The sequence below is a fragment of the Brachybacterium sacelli genome, assembly GCF_017876545.1.
Classification (GTDB): Bacteria; Actinomycetota; Actinomycetes; order Actinomycetales; family Dermabacteraceae; genus Brachybacterium; species Brachybacterium sacelli.
This window is the reverse complement of record NZ_JAGIOD010000001.1, coordinates 1,050,924-1,067,010: the sequence shown is the minus strand read 5'-3', so window position 1 is coordinate 1,067,010 and position 16,087 is coordinate 1,050,924. Positions and strand designations below refer to the sequence as shown.

Below are 16,087 nucleotides of genomic sequence, written 5' to 3'. Positions count from 1 at the left end.
GCGACGCGGTCCGATCACCCGGTGGGGGACTCGTGCCACTCGGAGTCGGGGATCCCGTTGACCTCCTCGTGCCCCTCGGGGACGTCGAACCGCTGCGCGGTGAGATCGCGGGGGAGCATCGAGAACCCCTGCCAGTGCATCTCCATCGGGGACTGGTCCTCGTCACGGGCCACGTGGTGGAATCCGACCGCCACCCAGGAGACGACGTCGTCGAGCGTCTCCTCGCTGCCGTCCTCCACGAAGTCCTGGACCCCGCCGCCGCAGTCCCCGCGGTTCTTCACCGCGAAGCGTTCACACTCGTCGTAGTTGGTGAACGCGACGTCGTACCCGAGGTCGCTCTCGTGCTCGTGGCCCTCGCCTCCCCCGTCGGCCTGGGCCTCGGCGAGGTCGTCGGCGAAGACGAACGAGTCGGTCTTCTTCATGTCGATCTGGTAGGAGATCGGATGGCCGTCCTCGTTGAGCACGTCGGGATTGAGCACCCGCCACCAGCGCCGGTCCTGCCACTGCGCGGTGGTGGGCTGCCGGATGGGCGTGATGTCCCCGGTCAGGAGCGCCGACTCCTCCCCCATCTCTCCGGTGGGCTCCGCGTCGAACTGCTCGGCCTGCATGCCGCCGTCACCGCCGAGGGCCCAGTGCACGCGCCACACGGCGTTGTGCGAGTGGCTGGCGGCGTGCTCGTCGTCGCCGACGTCCCAGCCGTGCTCCTCGTCGGTGTAGTCGACGGGTGAGAGGTCCCCGGTCGCGCCCAGCTGCACGTCGATCGAGCCGTCGGCGCCGAAGGTGTACTCGGTGATGTACTCGTACCAGCCGACGCGGGAGACCGTGAACAGCTGCAGATCCTGCTTCCGGGTCGCGGCGGGGGCGACGGCGTCGCTCGAATGGTAGGAGACGCCCCCGTCGACCTCGGTGGAGCACAGCACCTGACGGGTCTCGGTCTCGCCGTAGCTGCCGTCGCCGATGTTGGGGATGTCCGCCGCGAGGAGGTCGCCGGTGCAGACCTCCTCGTCGAGGGTCTTCATCTTGGTGCCGCCGAAACCGGATTCGGTGATGTCGTGGGTGTTGCGCCCGCCGTCGTCGTAGGGCACCTCGAGCTGCGAGAGGGCGAGGGAGCTGATCAGGCTGATGGGTTCGGCCCCGGGCGGGGTCAGATGGATGTCCGAGACGACGAGGCCCATGTCCGGGTCGATCGACCAGCACATCGACCAGGTGGCGCCGCTCGTGAGAGTCCTCGAGAGCTCCTGGCCCTCGCCGCAGTCGAGCTCTGCCACGGCCCCGGTGGCTGCCTCGGTCTCCGCGGGCGCGTCGGGGCCGGGGGCCGTCGGCCCGATGCTCGCGACCCAGACGAGGATGCCTGCGGTGACGACCAGGACTGCGGCCAGAGCGATCTTGCTCTTGTTCATCGACCCTCCACGGAGATCGGTCCTTCGAGATGCTGACGCCTCGTCTCCGGGGCCGGTGCAACGAGTACTGCGGACAGCGCAATGGTGGCGACCCCACTGGGGGGCCGCCACCATTGCGGTTACTGCCTCATCGGATGGTGTCCGTTCACACCTTCCGCTGGTGGTGCGTGATGAGAGCAGCGGCACCGCCGATCGTCAGCAGCGAAGCGAACGCGGCGATCGGGAGCACGTCGAACCCGGTGTTCGCCAGGTCACCGTCCGCACCGCTTCCGCCGTTCCCGTTGCCCTCGCCGACACCGACGGACGAGTCATCGTCGCCACCGGGTGCCGGGTCGCCGCCGTTCTGCGCCTCGGTCACCGTGAGGGAGTCCGACGCGGAGTTGCCGTCACCGTCGGAGACCACGAGCTCGTAGTCACCGGGGCTGACATCGGTCGAGACGACGACCTCGTTCTCGAAGGCGCAGTCATCGCCGACCTCGATGATCTCGAGCGCGGCTCCGACCTGGTTGCCCTCGCCATCGACGAGCGCGACGTTCCCGGTGCCGGGAGCGAACCCGGTGCCGGAGACGATCACGGTGCCACCGGCGTCGACCGAGTCGGGCTCGATCGTCACCGTCTGGTCACCGACGCAGGTGCCACCGTCGGCCGCAGCCACCTCGAGGGTGTCCGTGGCCTCGTTGCCCTCAGGATCGGTCGCGGTGACGGTGTAGCCGTCAGCCGGGGTCGCATCCTCAGGGATCGGGAGCGCGGAGCCCTCGGGGAAGGCACCGTTCTCATCGGTGGTCACCGTGACCGGATCGCCGACGGCATTGCCCTCGGGATCGGCCAGCTGCACGGAGACCTCGGTACCCGGGGTCCAGCCGTCACCGGTCAGAGTGGACTCGCCACCGGCCGGAGCCGGCGAGGAGGCATCGACCAGCGGGGCATCCGCCGCAACCACCTGGATGGTGTCCGTCGCCTCGTTGCCCTCACGATCCCCCGCGGAGACGGTGAAACCGTCGCCCGGCTTCGCCTCCGGCGGGATCGGGAGCGCGGAGCCATCGGGGAAGGCACCGTTCTCGTCGGTGGTGACGGAGATCGGGTGGCCGACGGCCTCGCCCTCGGGATTGATCAGCTGGACCGACACCGCGGTGTCCGGGGTCCAGCCCTCGGAGGTCAGCGTGGACTCATCGCCCACACGCACCGGCGAGGACGCCTCGAGAGTTGCCTCGTCGGCCGAATCGGCCGGCGCGATCTCGAGGGTGTCCGTCGCCTCATTGCCCTCAGGGTCCGACGCGGTGACGGTGTACCCGTCGCCCGGAGCCGCATCCTCAGGGATCGGGAGCGCGGAGCCCTCGGGGAAGGCACCGTTCTCATCGGTGGTGACCGTGACCGGATCGCCGACGGCATTGCCCTCGGGATCGGCCAGCTGCACCGTCACGTCGGTATCCGGAGTCCAACCGTCACCGGTCAGAGTGGACTCGCCACCGGCCGGAGCCGGAGTGGAGGCATCCACCAGCGGAGCATCCGCCGCAACCACCTCGAGGGTGTCGGTGGCCTCGGTGCCCTCAGGATCCGTGGCGGTGGCGGTGTAGCCATCGCCGGGGGTCGCATCCTCGGGAACCGGGAGCACCGTGCCCTCGGGGAAGGCACCGTTCTCGTCGGTGGTGACCGTGACCGGATCGCCGACGGCATTGCCGTCGGAGTCGGTCAGCTGCACGGACACCTCGGTGTCCGGGGTCCAGCCCTCGGAGGTCAGCGCGGACTCATCGCCCACACGCACCGGCGAGGACGCCTCGAGAGTTGCCTCGTCGGCCGAATCGGCCGGCGCGATCTCGAGGGTGTCCGTCGCCTCGTTGCCCTCAGGGTCCGACGCGGTGACGGTGTACCCGTCGCCCGGAGCCGCATCCTCAGGGATCGGGAGCGCGGAGCCCTCGGGGAAGGCACCGTTCTCATCGGTGGTGACCGTGACCGGATCGCCGACGGCATTGCCCTCGGGATCGGTCAGCTGCACCGTCACGTCGGTATCCGGAGTCCAACCGTCACCGGTCAGAGTGGACTCGCCACCGGCCGGAGCCGGAGTGGAGGCATCCACCAGCGGAGCATCCGCCGCAACCACCTCGAGGGTGTCGGTGGCCTCGGTGCCCTCAGGATCCGTGGCGGTGGCGGTGTAGCCATCGCCGGGGGTCGCATCCTCGGGAACCGGGAGCACCGTGCCCTCGGGGAAGGCACCGTTCTCATCGGTCGTGACCGTGACCGGATCGCCGACGGCATTGCCGTCGGAGTCGGTCAGCTGCACGGACACCTCGGTGTCCGGGGTCCAGCCCTCGGAGGTCAGCGCGGACTCATCGCCCACACGCACCGGCGAGGACGCCTCGAGAGTTGCCTCGTCGGCCGAATCGGCCGGCGCGATCTCGAGGTTGTCGGTCGCCTCGTTGCCCTCGGGATCGGTCGCGGTGACGGTGTAGCCGTCAGCCGGGGTCGCATCCTCGGGAACCGGGAGCACTGTGCCCTCGGGGAAGGCACCGTTCTCATCGGTCGTGACCGTGACCGGATCGCCGACGGCATTGCCCTCGGGATCGGTCAGCTGCACGGAGACCTCGGTGTCCGGGGTCCACCCTGCGGATTCCAGGGTCGACTCCCCACCGGCCGGAGTCGGCGAGGCCGCATCCAGCGAAATCACCTCGGCATCGGGAGCGACCACCTCGATGGTGTCCGTCGCCTCGGTGCCCTCAGGATCCGTCGCGGTGATGGTGTACCCGTCGCGCGGGGTCGCCTCCTGCGGGATCGGGAGTGCGGAGCCCTCGGGGAAGGCACCGTTCTCATCGGTGGTCACCGTGACCGGATCGCCGACGGCATTGCCCTCGGGATCGGCCAGCTGCACGGACACCTCGGTGTCCGGGGTCCAGCCCTCGGAGGTCAGCGCGGACTCATCGCCCACACGCACCGGCGAGGAGGCGTCGATCGTGACCTCGTCGGCCGAATCGGCCTCCGTGACCTCGATGGTGTCGGTCGCCTCGTTGCCCTCGGGATCCGTCGCGGTGACGGTGTAGCCGTCAGCCGGGGTCGCATCCTCGGGAACCGGGAGCACCGTGCCCTCGGGGAAGGCACCGTTCTCATCGGTCGTGACGGTCACGGGGTCACCCAGCGGGTTCCCCTCGGGATCGCCCAGCTGCACGGACACCTCGGTGTCCGGGGTCCAGCCCTCACCGGAGACGGTGGAGTCATCGCCGGCGGCAACCGGCGAGGAGGCATCCACCAGCGGGGCATCGGCCGCGACCACCTGGAGGGTGTCGGTGGCCTCGGTGCCCTCGGGGTCGGTCGCGGTGACGGTGTAGCCGTCGCCGGGAGCCGCATCCTCGGGAACCGGGAGCGCGGAGCCCTCGGGGAAGGCACCGTTCTCATCGGTGGTCACCGTGACCGGATCGCCGACCGGGTTGCCCTCGGGATCGGCCAGCTGCACCGTCACATCGGTGTCCGGGGTCCAGCCCTCGGAGGTCAGGGTCGACTCGTCGCCGGGAACCACCGGCGAGGAGGCTTCCAGCGTCGCCTCGTCGGCATCGGCCTCGCCAACCTCGACAGGTGCCGGGATCTCTGCGCCGTTGTCGTCCGAGATGATCGCCTCGTAGTCACCCGGCTCGGTCCCCTCGGGGATCGTCACGCAGGTGTCTGCGGGGAGGTTGCCCTCGTCATCCGCCGTCGCCGTCACGGGGTCCCCGACGGGGTTGCCCTCGGCGTCGGTCAGCTGGATCGTGACCTCGCTGCCGGGGACCCAACCGCTGGAGGTCACCGTGGCGCACTCACCGGGAGCTGCCGGCGAATCGACCTGGGCTTCCGGCGCGTAGACCGTCAGCTCCGATTCGCCGGTGTTTCCGTCCGGGTCCTCGCCCACGACGGTGTAGTCACCGGGCTCGGTGCCCTCGGGCACCGTGAGGCAGGTGTCCGCCGGGACATTGCCCTCGGCGTCGGTGGTCGCCGTGATCGGGTCGCCCACGGGGTTGCCCTCGGCGTCGGTCACCTGGAAGGTCACCTCGGTCTCGGGGGCCCATCCGCTGGAGGTGATCTCCGTGCACTCGCCGGCCGGAACCGGGCTCGCGGCCTCGACCACGGGCTCGGCGGCGGCGAGACCACACGCATCGGTTCTCACGCCGGCATTACCTATGCCCAATCGTGCTGTGCCGTCCAATACGCCGATACTCAATGCCGATACCTCGAGGCCCGAGAGCGCTTCGGAGCCATCCGAGGTCTCGCAGGTCTGGGTCTCCTGGTGGTTGATCTGCACCGAGAACAGGTTGGTGGCGATCAGCTCGAGGAAGGGATCGAGCGCAGCACGCACCGGGACGGTCATCAGGTCCGTCTTGATGGTGGTGAACGCCTCGTAGATCACGCCCTCCGGGTTGGTGATCAGGTCGTTGATCGGCGTCATGACCGGGCCCAGAGCGCCCATCGCGCCTTCGAGGGTCGCGCAGGTCGCCACGCCCGTGATGCCGCTGGGGGTGCACTCGAAGTTGGAGACCTCACCGGCCAGCGTCATGTCCCACGAAGCCGTGGTGCCGTCGGGGGCGCTCACGGAGGAGCCGATGCTCACGCTCTCCAGGGAATCCATGGCGGTGCCGACGGAGAGATCGACGGTCTCGTCGATGACGTCGTGCACGCTGCTCGCGATGAAGGGGTAGGTCTCGTCATCGATGAGCTCGGTATTGGGGTTCTGGTTGTTGATCCCGACCGGACGATCGATGAGGCCGTCATCGTTGCCGCCGATCCGGCCCAGGTCGACCACGACCGTGCCGTCGCCGAGATTGATCTCGGCGAGGCCGTCATCCGTGGCGATGGGGCCGAGGAGAGTGGCGTCGAGGACGTCTTCCTGGAGGGTGCTGGAGACCTCGGTGTCGACCGAGAGACCGGGCACCGGCAGGGCGCTGGTCAGGTCGAGGCTCTCGTTGATGGTGTCGGTGACTTCCTGCTCCATCTGCCCGGCCGCATCGCTGAGACCGTCGCCCGCGGCCTGGACGGCCGGGGAGTGGAGCTCGAGCTTCATGTCGCCGACGCGGTACTGACCCATCTCGCCCACAGCATCCGGGTCCTGGAACTCGCCGTTGACCGACTCGACCCATGCACCGCCGAGTCCGAAGCTCAGATCGGCCTGATCGACCATCTGATCGGTGACCGTGTCGGCCCCGCTGGCCTTGGCGATGGACAGGAGGTCGACGCGTGCCGTGCCGAAGTCGCTGTCGGTGCCGTCGAGGGTGAGACCGCCGTCCGCCCCGACGATGCCGGTGATGGCTTCGCCGTTCTGGTCGTCGGTCGCGGTCGACTCGCTCTGGATGGCACCGACCTCACCGAACTCGAGGAACTCGTCGAGGGGGATCTGGTATCCCGTGCCGAAGTCGACGACTTCCCCACCGCCGATGGCACCGTTGAAGGCCTCGTTGTTCGGGCCCGGGTTCGAGGCGGAACCGGCCTGCGACTGCCCGAGTCCGATGAGGTCCTCACCGCCGAGCGACATCCCCGCAACGCTGGCCTCGGACTCCGTCGGCTCGTCGGGGTAGGTATCGAGGCCCAGCGCTGAGGCGGGACCGGAGGCCAGAAGTGCCCCGGCGAAACCCAGCGCCGCGCCTTGGGCGACTCGCCTTCGCCACGATCTTCCCCGTGGAGGTGGGGCGATTCCGTCCCGTGGTACTCGGTCAGGTGTGAGCATGACTTCCCTCTCTGGCGCGACGTCGAACAGGCACTAATTGCTGGCGATCACCACCGGATCGGACGGGCCTTCTCGGGGCGGACAGATCGCCAGCGTGCCCAGCCAACATTAAGCAAAGTGGTCCCGTCAAGTGATGGGAGGCCCTTTCCTGAAAGTCCACTCAACGTTGGCCATACATCCCCTAAGGGCGTTCTGCAAGGGCTGTCCGTGCCCGGCGCGCATCGCTCGGAAATGCTCGTGTCCAGCTACGATGCTGGATCATCCGGCAAGGTCCGTGGGACGAAATGGTCATATCGGCAAGACAACGAACCGGTAACGAAGCGCGACTTCAGCGTTTAAGCGCGCGTTGCCGGCGCTTGCCAGCTCGTGTTCAGGTTGCTGCCGCATCTCGCCACCCTCAGCCCCTCAACCCGCCGCACCGTATGCCCGAAAGAACCGGAAGAGTCCGATTTCGTACGAACTGCGCAATTTCTCTGCAGCGACCTTTCGGAGAATAGTTCTTCATGGACATCTGTCGCAAAGCGAAGTGTGCCGGGTCTCAGCCGCGCGTCGCGGAGTCGGGAGCACGGCGGCAAGCGCGCCGAGAGGATCGGAGAGCCACGCGGGCGAGCACGCCGAAAGGGTCGGAGCGCCACGCGGGTGAGCACGGCACCGGCGACCGCCACCTCGCGCGGCCGCGCACCGCACCGCGTCCGCCACCTCGCACGGCACTGCGACATGCACTCGCGGGCGCCTTCGCCCGCCTCGGCGTGCGAGCCGGCCTCTGATGTGAGAGGAGGGCTCTGCACCTGAGCGTGCCCTCGAGTTATGTCGCCGCAGGACCGATGCGGCACGACGCATCGGTCCTGCGGCGACATTTCTGCGTAGCGGCGGCCCCGCCGGGGCTCAGGTCCCCGCGACCGGGGCGGTCGACTCCCGCTCGATCAGCTGGGTCTCGAGCTTGAAAGGGTGGGCGAACAGGCCCGGGTCGGAGGACAGCGCCAGCAGGCGTTCGACGGCGACCTGCCCCATGGAGAACAACGGCTGGCGCACGGCCGTGAGCTGGGGATGTGTCCAGTTGGCGATCATGGTGTCGTCGAAGCTGACCACGCTGAGGCGATCCGGTACGGCGACCTCACGCCGGCGGGCGGCCCGCAGCACGCCGACCCCGAGAGTGTCGGCCACCGCGAAGATCGCGGTGGGCGGCTCGGGCAGGTCCAGCAGCGTCTCCGCGCCGCGCTGGCCGTCCTCGTAGCCGAAGCTTCCGTGCTCGATGAGGGCGGGGTCGACGGGGATGCCGGCCTGCGCGAGAGCGCTGTGGTACCCCTGGACGCGCTGACGGGCGGGGACCGACTCCTCGGGACCCCCGATGATCCCGATGCGCCGATGCCCGAGATCGAGCAGGTGCTGGACGGCGCTGCTGCCGCCCTCCCAGTTGGTGGCGGAGATCGCGACGACCCCCTTGGTGTCGGGGCCGATGGTCACCGGGTCGATGGCGATCAGCGGAAGCTTGAGGTCCCGGCTCCATCGGGCGTGTTGCTGGCCCACCGGCGAGGTGACCGCGATGAGCCCCTCGACTCCGCGGGCAGAGAGGTCCGCCATCATCGCCCGGGTGGGGCCCTGGTAACCGGGGCCCCGTTCGTCCACGCTCACGACGAGCAGGTCGACGTCGGCCCGGCGGGCTGACTGCTCCGCACCTTCGAGGATCTGGAGCACGTAGGGGCTGGTGAGGGTGTCGAAGTGGATCATCACCGAGCGCCGACCGTCGGTGTCGCGCCGCTTGGGCTGGTAGCCGAGCGCCCGCGCGGCCGCGGCGACCTCCTTGCGCGTCGAGTCACGCACGTCGGCGCGTCCGTTCATGACCTTCGAGGCGGTCGCGAGGGAGACCCCGACCCGCTCCGCGACGTCCCTCAAGGTGACGCGGCTCTGCCGCGAACCGTCCTCGGGCATGTCCACGTCCTCCCCGTCGTCTCGGCACCTTCACCGGCACCGACCGGCGGAGGGCATCCTTGCCGGATCCGCAGGTGCCGTACCTCCCAGCGTAAAGCACTCCATAACTTTCCGACACTTTTCGGCACGTTTCTGCTCGCACTCCGGGCGCCCGCCATTGGATGCGACGGACATCGCCGGTACAGCCCGTTGTGGAACCACCACACGGTCGGCGGCTCACTGAAGCAGCGCCGCCAGCTCGAGTTGTCGAGCGACCGCCGCTGATCGACCCTGCTGACGCGCCCGTCGGCCCCGACCCCTCGCATCTGCGCACCTGACCAAGGTCGAGCATCCGCGCGCCCTGATCCCTCAGGCCAGGGGGACGCGACCAACTGCTCACCTACTTCCGCCGGGCCTCCGACCCCCGGCGGGACATGGCGGCCGCTCTACTGAACGGGTCGTTCCCTGGCAAGCCGGGAGTGGACATGCATATCGTGCCAACCGTCAGCGTGCAGAGCACCGTCCCGTCGTATTCCTTCGGCCACGAAGCCCGCCTTGGATGCGACACGACAGGAAGCCGAATTTCGCGTCGAATGCTCAAGCTCCACTCTGCGCATCCCAATACTGAAAGCCCAATCACTCGCTACCACCAGCGCCCGCGGTGCGAGCCCACTCCCCCGATAGTCGGCACGGGTCCAGTACGCCGTTGAGGCACACCCTTCTGTGAGATCGAGCTTGAGCGTCATGCGTCCAGCCAGCGCACCGCGGACCTCGACGGCCCAACTTGCCTCAGTCTCTTCGGCCCACGCCGAGCCCGCGCGCTCCACCCACCGAGCGGCTTCGACTTCGGTCATCGAACGGGCGTGCCATCGCTGGATATCTGATTCCGCGTATACAGAGACCAGACCCGCGACATCGGTGAGTCGCCAAGGACGCAGGCGAAAAGCTCCGGCAGCGAGAATGGGTTGAGCAGAGATCGACAGCGATCCTGGCGGCACTGCAGGATGAACACATGAAGGCACGGTGGAATCATCTCAGCGATTCCCGACGAGGAGAAGGGCCAACGCCCCGTAAGTGTGTACCTCACGCCGCTCCGGCCTCACCCCTCCTCGAGGCGATGACCGCGAGCAGAGTCGGAGGGAGAGTGGGCCCGGAGGCGCCAGGGGCAGCCGCGTCAGCTCCGGCGGACCCAGCCCTCGGTGCGGTCCTTGAGCTCGCGGTAGGCACCGAGCACCTCCGGGGTGGGGTCCGCCTCGACGACCCGGCTGCCGGAGACCTCCCAGGACGGCGGCTCCTCGGTACCGGCCAGCGCCCACGCGGCCTGGCGTGCGGCCCCCAGCGCCACGTACTCCGCGGCCGGAGCCACGGTGACCTCCCGGCCGAAGACCGCGGGAGCCAGCTGCTGCACGGCCTGGTTGCGGGCCGCGCCGCCGATCAGCGTGATGCGGGCCGCGGAGGATCCGGTGCGGTCCTCGAGCGCGGTGATGCCGTCGGCCAGGGAGCACAGCAGCCCCTCGACGTAGGCGCGGGCCACGTCCTCGCGGGTGGTGGCGGTGCTCATCCCGCTCAGGGTCGCCCGGGCCTCGGGACGGTTCGGCGTGCGCTCGCCGTCGAAGTAGGGCAGCAGGGTCACCCCGTGGGCGCCCGGCACACTGGCCAGGGCGAGCTGCGCCATCTCCTCGTGGCTCACCCCGAGCAGGTCGCGGCCGGCCTCGAGGATCCGGGCGGCGTTGATGGTGGTGGCCATCGGCAGGAAGCGCCCCGTGGCGTCGGCGAACCCGGTGACGGCGCCGGTGGCGTCGTTCGGCCGCCGCGGGCTGACCATCGCGCACACCCCGGAGGTGCCGATCGAGACGGAGACGTCGCCCTCGCTCTGGGACAGACCGAGCGCGGCGCCCATGTTGTCGCCGGTGCCGGCGGCGATCGCGGCGCCGGAGGGGGTGCGGGCCATGATCTCCTGCGGTGTCCCGGGCAGGCGCGGCAGCTCGAGAGAGCTCCCCAGGGCCAGCTCGACCAGCTCGGGCTTCCACTCCTCGGTGCGAGTGGAGTAGTAGGCGGTGCCGGAGGCGTCGCCGCGGTCGGTGAAGGCCTCTCCCCCGCCGGCCAGGTGACGCGAGACGTAGTCGTGGGGAAGCAGCACGCTGGCGGCGCGCCGGGCCGTCCCGGGCTCCTCGTCCCGCACCCAGCGCAGCTTGGAGGCGGTGAAGGAGGCCACCATCAGGCTGCCGATCTCCTCGACCGAGGCCTCGGGGCCCCCCATCTCCTCGATGAGCGCCTCGGCCTGCGGGGCGGAACGGGTGTCGTTCCACAGCAGCGCGTCACGCACCACCTCGCCCTGCGCGTCCAGCAGCACCATGCCGTGCTGCTGGCCGCCGACGGAGACGGCCTCGGCCCGCTCGAGCAGCGGCCCCGCCGCCTCGTCGACCGCTTCGAGCCAGGCACGAGGGTCGACCTCGGTGGCGTCGGGGTGCGTCGCGCGGCGCTCCTCGAGGACCTCGCCGGACTCGGCGTCGACGAGCAGGGCCTTCGTGGCCTGGGTGGAGGAGTCGATGCCGAGAACCTTCGGTGCCATCGGGAGGTCCTTTCCGGGGAGCAAGGTGCGGGGGAAGCTGCGACTTCCCAGAGTACGTGGAGGCGGCCCCGGGCATGCCGGCTCGCGGGCCCGGCACCACCGCGAAATCCCGACGCCTGGTCCGGCTGCCGGGCCCGACACCGGGTCGGCTCACGGAGTGTCGCCTCGGGACCGATGTCGTCGAGAACATCGGTCCCGAGGCGACACTCCGCGGCTGCCGCGGACCGGACGGCTCAGGCGCGGAAGCCGAGCAGGTGCTGCAGGGCCAGCTGCTGCAGACGGACGAAGCCGTAGTTGCGCTCCCCCGCCGTCTCGGCGTCGAAGTCCTCGAAGGCGCTGCGGTCGGAGAGGAGGTCGGCGACGGTCTCGCGCTCGGCCAGCGTGGGCAGTGCGAGCTGGTCGACGCCGGAGTACGCCAGCGCCTCCTGCACCTCGGAGTCCTGACGGAACGCGACCGCGCGCTCCTTGAGCATCAGGTACATCTCCATGTTGGCGGCGGCCGCGTCGTACTGGCCCTGCTCGTGCTCGGTGCGCGAGGGCTTGAAGTCGAAGTGGCGGGCGCCCTCGTAGGCGCCGGGCTTCGAGGGGAACCCGTTCTCGAGCAGGTCGACGGTGAAGAAGGCGCTGATCAGGTCGCCATGGCCGAACACCAGGTCCTGGTCGTACATCGGGCCGTGCTGGCCGTTGAGGTCGATGTGGAAGAGCTTGCCGGCCCACAGCGCCTGGGCGAGGCCGTGGGTGTAGTTCAGCGTGGCCATCTGCTCGTGCCCGGTCTCGGGGTTGATGCCCACGATGTCGCCGTGCTCGAGCTGCTCGATGAAGGCCAGGGCGTGCCCCACGGTGGGCAGGAAGATGTTGCCGCGAGGCTCATTGGGCTTGGGCTCGAGGCCGATGCGCAGGTCGTAGCCCTTGTCCTTGATGTAGGCCGCGACGGTGTCGATGCCCTCTGCGTAGCGCTGGTGGGCGGCGAGCAGGTCCTTGGAGCCGTCGTATTCGGTGCCCTCGCGGCCGCCCCACATGACGAAGGTGCTCGCACCCAGCTCGGCGGCGAGGTCGACGTTGGTCAGCACCTTGCGCAGGCCGAAGCGGCGCACGGAGCGATCGTTGGACGTGAAGGCGCCGTCCTTGAACACCGGGTGGGCGAAGGTGTCGGTGGTGATCATCTCGATCACCAGGCCGGTCTCCTCGGTGACCTTCTTCAGCGAGGTCAGGATGCTCTCGCGCTCGGCGGGGGTGGCGTCGAAGGGGACGACGTCGTTGTCGTGGAAGGTGAAGCCCCAGGCGCCGAGCTCGGCGAGCCGCCGGATGTGCGCAGTCAGCTCGAGCGGCGGGCGGCTGGCCTCGCCGAACTGGTCACGGGCCTCCCAGCCGGTGGTCCACAGGCCGAAGGAGAACTTGTCGTCACGGGTGGGGGTGGGCGCGGTCATGGTCGAGCTCCTCTGGTCGCAGGCAGGTCTGGTCCCTCGCGGCCCGGGGCGCCGTCATACGATGCCCGCAGCGGGCCGGCCGTTCCACGGAACTGCCGTCCTCGAACCGCTTAGTATGTTTGGGTTACTAACATACGACGTCCCGCCGCCCGATCACAACCCGCACGTCTGCGGCCCGCCTGACCCCGAGCCGCCGGTCAGCCCGCCGGACCAGACCACCCACCCCCGAGCCGCCCGTCGTACGACGAAGTCACCGAGCACATGACGGAAAGGTCCCCATGCAGTCCACGCACCTGCGCGAGCACAACCTCTCGGTCGTCATGCGCGCCGTGGCCACGGCGACCGACCCCGTCTCCCGGGCGACGCTGGCCCGCTCGACGCAGTTGACCAAGCCCACCGTCTCCAAGCTGGTCGAGGAGCTGATCTCGGCCGGGCTGGTCGAGGAGCACGCGCCGGTCTCCCAGGGCAGCGGTCGCCCGATGGTCCCGCTGCAGCCCGCCAAGGGCACGGTGCTGGGCATCGGCCTCGAGATCGCCGCCGAGCACATCTCCTGCCTCGGCATCGACCTGGCCGGCCGGCAGCTGAGTACCCACACCGAATACCTCCGGGTCACCGCCGGCAACGTCGAGGAGACCGCACAGGCGTGCGCCCGGCTCGTGGCGCAGGTGCGGTCCGAGACGCCCGGGGCGACCCTCGTCGGCGTCTGCGCCGCCGTGCCCGGTCGCATGTCTCCGGACGGGCAGTCCGTGCTGGCCGCCCCGAACCTCGACTGGACCGAGGTGCCGCTGGGCCGCGAGCTCGCACGGACCCCCCAGCTGGCGGACGTCCCCGTCCAGGTCCAGAACGACATCCGCCTGTCAGTCCTCACGGAGATCGCCCGCCGCCCTGAGGACTCGTTCATGTACGTGCGCGGGAGCACCGGCGTGGGCGGGGCGATCGTGCTGGACGGCACCGTGCTCGAGGGCGTCCACGGCTGGGCCGGGGAGTTCGGGCACACGGTGGTCGAACCGGGCGGCGCGCTGTGCCGCTGCGGCCGACGTGGCTGCCTCGAGGCCTACATCTCCTACCACGCCCTGCGGGAGCGGGCCGGGCTGCGCACGGACGTGCTGATCGACGAGCTGGTCGAGGAGCTCTCGCGCAGCACCGACCGCGCCAAGGTGATCGGCACCATCGGCCGTTCGCTCGGCCTCGCGGTCGCCAATGCGCTGAACGTCCTGGACCTGTCCACCGTGGTGCTCTCGGGCTACCTGGGCCCGATCGCCGGGGAGATCGCTCCGTTCATCCGCGAGACGGTGGATCGCCACGCGTTGGCGGCCGAGGTCGACGAGGTCGTCATCGAGCGGTCCGACGACCTCGCGGCCCCGGCCCTGTGGGGTGCTGCCCGCGCGGCGATCTGGCCGATCCTCGACTCCCCCGGCGCCTGGATCGCTCGCACTGCCGCTACCGTCGACTGACGAAGCGACCTCCCGTCGGCCCGGACCGACAGCCGGCGCCACGGACCCGACCCACAAAAGCTTTCGGGGCCCTCTCGTCGCTCGTCCTACACGTGGAACGATCGCGACCGCCAGATCAGGGCGCATCGGTCATGGACCTCCGAGGCGCGCTCCACGACCCTCCGAACTCTGTGCTCCCGAAAATTCCAACCCTCTTGACCGTGGAACTTTCGATTTGTAAGTTAGGCACACTTACCTGGGTGCGCCCTTCGATCCGCGGGGCGACCCCTCTGGCCGCCGTACCCCGTCACCGTCGACATCAGGAGTAGGTCATGAAGAACCCCCAGCTCTCCCGCAGGTCCTTGCTGGGCGCCTCCGCCGGCGCCTCCGCCCTCACCCTCGCCGCCTGCGGCACCTCCGGCCCCGGCGGCTCCGGCGGCTCCGGCGAGGGCGGTGGAGGCGGCGGCGCCACGTATTGGGACCTCTCCGGCGAGCCCGGCGAGAGCATCACCCAGGGCGCGGTCGACGCCTTCAACGAGCTCGATCAGGGCACCGTCGACCTCACGTTCTTCCAGAACGACGCCTACAAGCAGAAGATCCGCACCGCCATCGGAGCGGGCCAGGCCCCGACCATCGTCTACGGCTGGGGCGGCGGCGGCCTGCGCACCTACGCCGAAGCGCAGCAGGTCGAGGACCTCACCTCGTTCTTCGAAGAGAACGCCGAGGTCAAGGATCGCTTCGTGAAGTCGGTCTGGGGCGCCGCGACCGTCGAGGACAAGATCTACGCGATCCCCAACGAATCGACCCAGCCCATCATCCTGTTCAACAACCGCACCGTCCTCGAGGACATCGGCGCCGAGCCGCCGACCACCTGGGAGGACCTGATGAGCACCATCGAGAAGGCGAACTCGGCCGGCATCGCCCCGATCTCCCTGGCCGGGCAGTCGCGCTGGACCTCGATGATGTGGCTCGAGTACCTGCTGGACCGCATCGGCGGCCCGGAGGTCTTCGAGCGGATCGCCGCCGGCGAGGAGGACGCCTGGCTCGATGACGCCGTCGTCGAGATGGGCACGAAGGTCGAGGAGCTGATCGCGGCGAAAGCTTTCGTCGACGGCTTCGAGTCGATGGCGGCGGACTCCAACAGCGATCAAGCACTGCTGTGGACCGATCAGGCCGCCCTGATGCTGCAGGGCGGTTGGACCTACGGCTCCATGAAGACCAGCGGGAACGGCTTCGTCCAGGACGGCCGGCTGGGCTACGACCCCTTCCCCACCATCGAGGGCGGCAACGGCGACCTCGCGAACCTGGTCGGGAATCCCGCCGGCTACCTCTCGATCTCCTCCGACGCGAGCGACGAGGAGAAGGAGGTCGCCAAGGCCTATTTCACCGACGGCGTCATGACCGACGCGGTCGCCGAGGCGATCATCGACACCGGCGGCATCCCCGTCGTCACCGGCCAGGACGAGGCGATGGCGGCCAGCGAGGACGCCGACTACCTGCAGTGGGTCTACAGCGGCACCCAGGAGGCCCCTGCCTTCACCCAGTCCTGGGACCAGGCGCTGCAGCCCACCGTGGCCGAGGCCCTGCTGGTGAACATCGAACAGCTCTTCCTCGGCTCGATCACCCCCGAGCAGTTCGCCGAGACCATGAACACCGAGACGGCAGGCTGA

General features: G+C 69.5%; 8 protein-coding genes. 2 read left to right on the top strand and 6 right to left on the bottom strand.

Annotation, left to right across the window (positions count from 1 at the left end; genetic code table 11):
• Positions 1-14 precede the first annotated feature (14 nt).
• From JOF43_RS04735 to xylA, 6 genes are all read right to left on the bottom strand, one after another.
• Positions 15-1,400: a copper amine oxidase gene (locus tag JOF43_RS04735; RefSeq protein ID WP_209899807.1), complete on the bottom strand. Its 1,386-nt coding sequence runs from the start codon at positions 1,398-1,400 to the stop codon at positions 15-17.
• A 145-nt stretch (positions 1,401-1,545) separates the two neighbouring features.
• The gene (locus JOF43_RS04730) at positions 1,546-7,077 is read right to left on the bottom strand and encodes a choice-of-anchor G family protein (RefSeq protein WP_281065010.1); all 5,532 of its coding nucleotides are present in this window, start codon (positions 7,075-7,077) and stop codon (positions 1,546-1,548) included.
• 885 nt (positions 7,078-7,962) lie between these two features.
• Complete coding sequence (locus JOF43_RS04725) at positions 7,963-9,006, bottom strand: LacI family DNA-binding transcriptional regulator (protein WP_209899801.1); 1,044 nt, start codon at positions 9,004-9,006, stop codon at positions 7,963-7,965.
• 425 nt (positions 9,007-9,431) lie between these two features.
• Positions 9,432-9,983 carry a GNAT family N-acetyltransferase gene (locus JOF43_RS04720; protein ID WP_342592085.1) on the bottom strand — a complete coding sequence of 184 codons (552 nt, stop codon included), beginning with the start codon at positions 9,981-9,983 and terminating at the stop codon, positions 9,432-9,434.
• Between the two features lie 176 nt (positions 9,984-10,159).
• The gene (xylB, locus tag JOF43_RS04715) at positions 10,160-11,557 is read right to left on the bottom strand and encodes a xylulokinase (RefSeq protein ID WP_209899796.1); all 1,398 of its coding nucleotides are present in this window, start codon (positions 11,555-11,557) and stop codon (positions 10,160-10,162) included.
• Between the two features lie 233 nt (positions 11,558-11,790).
• Complete coding sequence (gene xylA / locus JOF43_RS04710) at positions 11,791-12,984, bottom strand: xylose isomerase (RefSeq protein ID WP_209899793.1); 1,194 nt, start codon at positions 12,982-12,984, stop codon at positions 11,791-11,793.
• Between the two features lie 278 nt (positions 12,985-13,262).
• Here xylA and JOF43_RS04705 point away from each other — a divergent pair, with 278 nt between their 5' ends.
• Together JOF43_RS04705 and JOF43_RS04700 are read left to right on the top strand one after the other, a co-directional pair.
• Positions 13,263-14,438: an ROK family transcriptional regulator gene (locus JOF43_RS04705; RefSeq protein ID WP_209899790.1), complete on the top strand. Its 1,176-nt coding sequence runs from the start codon at positions 13,263-13,265 to the stop codon at positions 14,436-14,438.
• A gap of 311 nt (positions 14,439-14,749) precedes the next feature.
• Complete coding sequence (locus JOF43_RS04700; protein ID WP_209899788.1) at positions 14,750-16,087, top strand: extracellular solute-binding protein; 1,338 nt, start codon at positions 14,750-14,752, stop codon at positions 16,085-16,087.

Bases quoted from the DNA above. Each gene is read 5' to 3' on its own strand.
- JOF43_RS04735 (WP_209899807.1), bottom strand. From the start codon at position 1,400: ATGAACAAGAGCAAGATCGCTCTGGCCGCAGTCCTGGTCGTCACCGCA.
- JOF43_RS04730 (WP_281065010.1), bottom strand. From the start codon at position 7,077: ATGCTCACACCTGACCGAGTACCACGGGACGGAATCGCCCCACCTCCA.
- JOF43_RS04725 (WP_209899801.1), bottom strand. From the start codon at position 9,006: ATGCCCGAGGACGGTTCGCGGCAGAGCCGCGTCACCTTGAGGGACGTC.
- xylB (WP_209899796.1), bottom strand. From the start codon at position 11,557: ATGGCACCGAAGGTTCTCGGCATCGACTCCTCCACCCAGGCCACGAAG.
- xylA (WP_209899793.1), bottom strand. From the start codon at position 12,984: ATGACCGCGCCCACCCCCACCCGTGACGACAAGTTCTCCTTCGGCCTG.
- JOF43_RS04705 (WP_209899790.1), top strand. From the start codon at position 13,263: ATGCAGTCCACGCACCTGCGCGAGCACAACCTCTCGGTCGTCATGCGC.
- JOF43_RS04700 (WP_209899788.1), top strand. From the start codon at position 14,750: ATGAAGAACCCCCAGCTCTCCCGCAGGTCCTTGCTGGGCGCCTCCGCC.